The sequence below is a fragment of the Acetatifactor sp. genome, assembly GCF_982438285.1.
Genome location: NZ_CEWDFQ010000164.1, coordinates 1 through 6,811, shown reverse-complemented (window position 1 = coordinate 6,811; position 6,811 = coordinate 1). Strand labels below are relative to the sequence as shown.

5 protein-coding genes are annotated in these 6,811 nt (G+C 51.7%); all 5 read left to right on the top strand.

The window, feature by feature from the left end:
- Positions 1-1,119, top strand: a 1,119-nt coding sequence (locus tag AC1WIP_RS09265) for an ATP-binding protein (RefSeq protein ID WP_481141575.1), incomplete at its 5' end; no start/stop codon positions are given.
- A gap of 145 nt (positions 1,120-1,264) precedes the next feature.
- Positions 1,265-1,894, top strand: a complete 630-nt coding sequence (locus AC1WIP_RS09260) for a superoxide dismutase (protein ID WP_481141574.1) — start codon at positions 1,265-1,267, stop codon at positions 1,892-1,894.
- A gap of 98 nt (positions 1,895-1,992) precedes the next feature.
- A complete protein-coding gene (locus AC1WIP_RS09255) occupies positions 1,993-3,531 on the top strand; it encodes an alpha-amylase family glycosyl hydrolase (protein ID WP_481141573.1) in 1,539 nt (512 codons plus the stop codon).
- A gap of 36 nt (positions 3,532-3,567) precedes the next feature.
- Positions 3,568-4,239: an epoxyqueuosine reductase QueH gene (locus tag AC1WIP_RS09250; RefSeq protein WP_481141572.1), complete on the top strand. Its 672-nt coding sequence runs from the start codon at positions 3,568-3,570 to the stop codon at positions 4,237-4,239.
- A gap of 91 nt (positions 4,240-4,330) precedes the next feature.
- The coding region (locus tag AC1WIP_RS09245; protein ID WP_481141571.1) for a cation-translocating P-type ATPase at positions 4,331-6,811 on the top strand (2,481 nt) is incomplete at its 3' end.

Here is a 6,811-nt window from a genome sequence, read left to right as displayed (position 1 = left end):
GAAGCGAAGGCTGTGGCAAACCGCCTGGGCTACCCTGTGCTGGTGAGGCCCTCCTATGTGCTGGGAGGCCAGGGAATGCAGATCGCCATTTCCGATGAGGAAATCGAAGAATTTATGGAGATCATCAACCGCATTGCCCAGGATCATCCTATTTTGGTGGATAAATATCTCCAGGGCAAGGAGATTGAGGTGGACGCGGTTTGCGACGGCACGGATATTTTGATTCCGGGTATTATGGAGCATGTGGAGCGCACGGGCGTGCATTCCGGGGACAGTATTTCCGTATATCCGGCGCATACCATAAACCAGGCTGTGAAGGAAAAGATTGCAGAGTATACAAGAAGGCTGGCTAAGGCGCTGCATGTAAAGGGATTGATCAACATTCAGTTTATCGCCATCGGGGATGAGGTGTATGTGATCGAGGTGAATCCCCGTTCCTCCCGTACCGTGCCTTATATCAGCAAGGTAACCGGAATCCCCATTGTAGATCTGGCGGCGGAGGTAATCATCGGCAAAACCATACGAGAGCTTGGCTATGAGCCAGGCCTGCAGCCGGAGGCAGAATACTTTGCCATAAAGATGCCTGTGTTCTCCTTTGAGAAAATCCGTGGGGCGGAGATCAGCTTAGGGCCTGAAATGAAATCCACCGGAGAGTGCCTGGGAATCGCAAAGACCTTCAATGAGGCGCTGTACAAGGCGTTTTTGGGGGCGGGCGTAAATCTGCCCAAGTATAAAAATATGATCATTACCGTGAAGGATGCGGACAAGGGAGAGGCTATCGAGATCGGCAGACGATTTGAAAAGCTGGGCTATACCATTTACGCCACCAGAAGCACAGCGGCCGCTCTGAATGAGGCGGGCGTGAAAGCCAGGAAGGTAAATAAGATATCCCAGGAATCCCCTACGGTGATGGATTTGATTCTGGGACACAAGATTGATCTTGTCATTGATACGCCCACTCAGGGGCGCGACAAGTCCAGGGACGGCTTTTTGATCCGCCGTACGGCAATCGAGACAGGCATCCACTGTATTACAGCCATGGATACTGCAAGAGCCCTGGTGACGAGCTTAGAGAACGCAGGCGGGGAGCTGACGCTTGTGGACATTGCCCAGATATAAGTAATTCCGTTTCAAGGCCTATAAGGGCTTTGAAACGGAATTTTTTATGGGGATATGCATATACTGATGGGGAAACGGCAGGTCTGTGTCCGCGCTGCATCCGCATATCTGCCATCTGCAAAAGCAGCGCAGAAATGAGGAAAATATGAAAGAAGAGACGTACCCTTTTGTAGTGAGACCCCTTCCCTATGAATATGATGCTTTGTCCCCGGTGATCGACGGAGAGACCATGCACTTTCACCACGACAAGCATTATAAGACCTATGTGGATAATCTGAACAATACGCTGGCCGATTACCCGGAGCTCCAAAAAATGAGTCTGAAGGAGCTTTTGATGAGCCTGGAGAACCTTCCTGCGCCGGCCAGAACCCCTGTGCGCAACAATGGCGGAGGGGTCCACAACCATGAGCTGTATTTTGATGCCATGAAAGCTCCGGTGGGCCAGGAGCCGGCGGGGGCGCTGGCTGAGGCCATAAAGAGAGATTTCGGCTCTTATCAGCAGTTTAAGGAACAGATGAAGCAGGCTGCAGTCACCCAGTTTGGTTCCGGCTGGGCGTGGCTTTTGACAGACGGAGAGGGGAAGCTTTCCATCCAGCAGACAGCCAATCAGGATGTGCCGGATTTAAGCCTTTACACCCCCATTTTTTTAGTGGATATCTGGGAGCATGCTTATTATCTGCAGTATCAGAACCGCAGGCCGGATTATGTGGAGAGCTGGTTTGACCTGATTAACTGGCGGAAGGCTCAGAAAAGATATGAAGAAGCGATGGCATAAAAATTTAAGAAAAAAGAGATAGCCATTCTTGGCATTCTATGCTATTTTGTTTGTAGAAAACGATTTCTGCCGGATGTTGGCAGGGGAAAGAGGTTTTTATGGCGAAATGGCTTGACGATGCAATTTTTTATGAAATTTATCCCCAATCCTTCCAGGACAGCAATGGGGATGGAATCGGAGATTTCCAGGGTATCATAGAAAGACTGGATTATATCGTGGGATTGGGCTGCAACGGAATCTGGCTCAATCCCTGCTTTCAGTCTCCCTTTGGAGATGCGGGCTATGATGTGGAGGACTATTATCTGGCTGCGCCCAGATACGGCACCAACGAGGATTTGAGGCGGCTTTTTAAGGAGGCTCACAAGAGGGGAATCCATGTGCTGCTGGATCTGGTTCCGGGACATACCTCTACAAAGCACAGATGGTTTCAGGAATCTATGAAGGCAGAGAAAAATCTCTATACGGACCGCTACATCTGGACAGACGATATCTGGGAATCCCCTGAGGGGATGGGCTGTATCCGGGGGATATCGGATAGAAGCGGTTCCTGTGTGGTAAACTTCTTTTCCCATCAGCCGGCCTTGAATTACGGATATTATGAGAGAAACCGTCCCTGGCAGCAGTCTCCGGAGGCGGAAGGCCCAAGAGCCACCCTGGAGGAAATGAAAAACGTGATGCGCTTCTGGCTGGGCATGGGCTGCGACGGCTTCCGGGTAGATATGGCGGGCTCCCTTGTGAAAAATGATCCTGAGGGAAAGGGAACCATCGCGTTGTGGCAGAAGGTGAGAGCCTTCTTAGATCAGGAATATCCGGAGGCGGTATTGATTTCTGAATGGGGAGAGCCGGAAAAGTCTCTGGCAGGGGGCTTTCACATGGATTTCCTGCTGCAGTTTGGTCCTTCCCATTACAATGATTTGTTCCGCTGTGAGGAGCCCTTCTTTTCCAGAAGAGGAAAAGGGGATGCCTCCGCTTTTGTAAAACGATATGAGGAAAGCCGTGATAAGACAAAGGGAAAAGGATTTATCTGTATTCCCTCCGGCAATCACGATATGGACAGGCTGGCAAGACGCTTAAAGGGGGACGAGCTAAAGATTGCCTTTGCTTTTCTGCTCTCCATGCCGGGGGCTCCCTTTGTGTATTACGGGGATGAAATCGGCATGCGGTTTGTGGAGGGGCTGCGTTCTGTGGAGGGCGGTTACCAGAGAACGGGCTCTCGTTCTCCCATGCAGTGGGATAAGAGCACCAACGCAGGCTTCAGCTCTGCGCCAAAGGAGCTTTTGTATATTCCCCTGGATGAGTCTTTCGATCGGCCGGATGTGGAAAGCCAGATGGAAAGAGAGGATTCTCTTTATCAGGAGGTGCGCAGGCTGATTGCCTTGCGGAAAGCCCATCCCGCGCTGCAAAATGGCGGCGGCATTGAATTCGTGTACGCTCCTCAAAACGAGTATCCACTGGCCTATGTGAGAAGCGCAGGGGAAGAGCGCCTGCTTGTTATTTTAAATCCTGCGGAAAGAGAAATCGTGTTTGAATGCGGCTGCAGACTTAAGGAGACGGTGTACAGCTTTGGAAAGGAAGCTGAAAACTGTGGGGAAGGCATCAGAGTTTCCCCGTGCTCTGCGGGCATTTACAGAGTATAGACCGGATGGATGACCGCGGTGAAAAAGGACGGAAAAATGAACCAGATAAATTACCAGAAGGAATTGGAAAAAATACTGGAGCGCATAGACAGGGAGAGAAAGGCTCCCTCCCTGCTGCTGCACAGCTGCTGCGCCCCTTGCAGCAGCTATGTGCTGGAGTATCTCTGCTCCCGTTTTTTGATAACTGTATTTTATTATAATCCCAACATCTCCATGGAGGAGGAATACAGGAAAAGGGTGGAGGAGCAAAAGCGTCTGATCGGCGCCTACAACAAAGAAAAGCGGGGCTATCCCATAGAGATTTTGGAAGGGGACTACCGGCCGCAGGATTTCTTCGACATGGCAAAGGGCTATGAGAGCTGCCCCGAAGGGGGAGAGAGATGCTTCCGATGCTTTGAGCTTCGGCTGGGAGAGACGGCAAAGCGGGCGCAGGAGGGAAGCTATGATTATTTTGGCACAACCCTGACCATAAGCCCCTTAAAAAATGCGCAGAAGATCAATGAGATCGGACAGGCTGTGTCCGAAAAATACCAGACGGCATGGCTGCCATCTGATTTTAAGAAAAAGAACGGGTACAAGCGCTCTGTGGAGCTGTCCGGCGAGTATGGGCTCTACAGACAGGATTACTGCGGCTGCGCGTTTTCCCGGGCACAGAGAATGAAAGAGGCTTCGTCAAAGAGCCGGGAGAAAAGGGATAACATATCTTAACTGTTCCTTAACCTGCCTTGTACTTGACGGGGCTGTTTCTCTATACTAGTATTAGGATTGTAAGTAAGCGTGTGTGTTACGGAGGAAGAAAATGGACACAAAAATTTATTTTAATCAATCGGCGGAGGATACGGCAAAGGCCCTTGGGGTGGATTTGTCTACAGGTCTGACGAAGAAGGAGGCCGATGAGCACAGCACGCGGTATGGTAAAAACCGGCTGGAGGGCGGAAAGGAAAAGACCGTATTTCAGATGGCGCTGGAACAGCTGAAGGACTTTCTGGTGATTATCCTGATCATCGCCGCAGTGATTTCTGTGGCTCTTGGAGAAACCCTGGAGGGCGTCATTATCATCGCCATTGTGGTGCTCAACACCATACTTGGGGTTTATCAGGAAAATAAGGCCAGCAACGCCTTAAAGGCCTTAAAGGAAATGGCCAGTCCCCATGCAAAGGTGCTGCGGGAGGGAGAAATCATTCAGGTGGCATCCTCGGATGTGGTTCCCGGAGACATTGCCATTTTAGAAGCAGGGGATTATATTCCGGCGGATATGCGGCTGATAGAGACGGTGAATCTCAAGATTGATGAAGCGGCTCTCACCGGGGAATCCGTTCCCGTTGAGAAGGATGCCCAGGCGCTGCTTGGGGAGGATGCGGCCTTAGGAGACCGGGTAAACTGCGCCTATATGGGAACGGTGATTACCTATGGCCGGGGAAAGGGCGTCATCACGGATATCGGTATGCAGACCCAGATGGGAAATATTGCGGGTATGCTGAGTCAGGTTCCCGATGAAGCAACCCCACTGCAGAAAAAGCTGGACAGCCTGGGAAAGCTTTTGGGAATTGTGTGCCTTGGCATCTGCGTATTGATTTTCCTGCTGGGCCTGTGGCACGGCATGGAGCTGTTTGATATCTTTATGACATCTGTTTCCCTGGCTGTGGCTGCAATTCCCGAAGGGCTTACTGTGGTGGTGACGGTAGTCCTGGCCATGGGGATGCAGAAGATGGTAAAGTGCAACGCTATCATAAAGCGCCTTGGCGCGGTGGAGACACTGGGCAGCACAACGGTGATCTGCTCTGATAAAACGGGAACGCTGACCCAGAACAAGATGACCATTCAAAAGCTGTATGACGGAGAGCAGGTTTATCATGTCAGCGGCAGCGGCTACAGTCCCGAGGGAGCGGTGACGGATATGGACGGCCGCGAGGCCGGGGACTCGGTGAAAAAGCTGATTGAGGGAGGACTTTTGTGCAACGACGCCTCCTATCATCCCAAGGACGAGTCCATTATCGGAGATCCCACAGAGGGCGCCATGGTGGTTTTGGCATATAAGTGTTCCATGGAGAAGGACGCATGGGAGAAAAAATATCCCCGCATCCAGGAGATTCCCTTTGATTCAGACAGAAAGCTTATGTCCACCTTCCACAAGATAAACGGACAGATTGTGATGTACACAAAGGGAGCCCCGGATGAGCTTTTGCGCCGGTGCGAAAAAATAGAGATCGGAGGAGAGGCCGTTTCTTTGGACGACCAGAAGCGGGAGGAAATCTTAACCCAGAATCAGCGGTTTGCGGAGGCGGCTCTTCGGGTCATCGGCGTTGCCTATCGTGTGATAGACCGGGCGGAGGCTTCTCTGGAAATGGAGGATCACTTGACCTTTGTAGGCCTCATGGGCATGATCGATCCGCCCAGGGAGGAGGCAAGGAATGCGGTAGCTGTGTGTAAGAGAGCGGGCATCCAGGTAAAAATGATCACCGGCGACCACAAGATTACGGCAGGCGCCATTGGCAGACAGCTTGGAATTGAAACGGATCGCACCGTAGAGGGAAGGGAAATCTCCCAGATGAGCGACGATGAGCTGCGCCAGTGCGTGAAAAAGACCAACATTTTTGCCAGGGTATCCCCGGAGCACAAGGTGCGTCTGGTGGATGCGGTTCGGGCAAACGGAAATATTGCGGCAATGACCGGCGACGGCGTAAACGATGCGCCTTCCTTAAAGCATGCCGATATCGGTATTGCCATGGGCATTACGGGGACAGACGTGTCCAAGGAAGCGGCCGACATGATATTGACCGACGACAATTTTGCCAGTATTGTGCGGGCAGTTGCGGAGGGACGCACCATTTACAGCAATATCCGCAAGGTGGTGGGATTTTTGCTCTCCTGCAACATTGGGGAAATTCTGGTGATTTTGTTTGCCATGCTCTTTGACCTTCCGGTTCCCTTGGTGGCAATCCAGCTGCTTTCCATTAACCTGATCACAGATGCGTTTCCTGCCTTTGCCCTGGGAATGGAGAAGGAGGAGCCCGGTGTCATGGAGCGAAAGCCCAGAGACCCGGCAGAGCCCATTGTGAACAAAAAAATGGCGGTGGCGGTGATGATTCAGAGCCTTGCCCTTGCGGCGGGAACCCTTGGATCCTTCCTCTATGGACTTTATGTGCACGATTCCCTGGACGTTGCCAGAAGCGCCTGCTTCTTTACCATTGTCTTGGGAGAGCTGCTTCGGGCTTATTCCGCCCGCTCTGAGACTGTCTCTGTCTTTCGGATGAAGGTGTTTGAAAACGGATATCTGAAT

Coding starts and splice junctions, on each gene's coding strand:
- AC1WIP_RS09250 (WP_481141572.1), top strand. CDS start 3,568: ATGAACCAGATAAATTACCAGAAGGAATTGGAAAAAATACTGGAGCGC.
- AC1WIP_RS09255 (WP_481141573.1), top strand. CDS start 1,993: ATGGCGAAATGGCTTGACGATGCAATTTTTTATGAAATTTATCCCCAA.
- AC1WIP_RS09260 (WP_481141574.1), top strand. CDS start 1,265: ATGAAAGAAGAGACGTACCCTTTTGTAGTGAGACCCCTTCCCTATGAA.